A 650-nucleotide genomic window follows, 5' to 3' on the forward strand; every position below is an offset into this window, starting at 1 on the left:
GTCGCTAAGGTAACTTCTAGTTGACCAGCTTGAGACTTATCTGCGATGTAGCCTGGAACCACTGGAACTGGTACACTCCCGTATCTATGACTTGACACATCCCAAGTGCTGACACCTGAAACCATATCCTTTGTCCCAGTGAAGACAAAATCATTTTGAACCTTAGTCGCTGGCGTTTTTTCACCTGCACCAACAAAGGTAACCGTCTGACTTGTACCCTGATTCAAAGTCTCTTTCTTAGAAACCAAGATAATCTTAGTGTCAGCTGTCGCATCTGGTGGAAGGACTTGAAGACTACTTGAGTTAAAACCTGAAATGTTTTGCCCAGACTTAATCTCATAACCTGTTGGAAGCGTTGGTAGAGTGGTTGACTCTACCTTAGTCGGATCTGGAGCGTTGGTATACGGAACAGCGTTTGTACCAACGATTTGATTCCTTGCTTCGTCCACAAAAATGATTCTTCCCACCGGTGTGTAGCTGACAAGCTCTTCCACATTAGGAGTCGCTAAGGTAACTTCTAGTTGACCAGCTTGAGACTTATCTGCGATGTAGCCTGGAACCACTGGAACTGGTACACTGCCGTATGTATGCGAGCTTGTTTTCCAAGTAATAGCGTTTGTTGTTAAATCTTTCTTACCTGTGAAAACATA

Annotated in this window: 1 protein-coding gene; it reads right to left on the minus strand. The window is 44.2% G+C overall.

Annotation, left to right across the window (positions count from 1 at the left end):
* Positions 1-650 (minus strand): mucin-binding protein (locus tag H7T99_RS02735; RefSeq protein ID WP_415926227.1); only part of this gene is annotated, 650 nt, incomplete at both ends.

Source organism: Streptococcus sp. 17.1 (genome assembly GCF_016648655.1).
Classification (GTDB): Bacteria; Bacillota; Bacilli; order Lactobacillales; family Streptococcaceae; genus Streptococcus; species Streptococcus salivarius_E.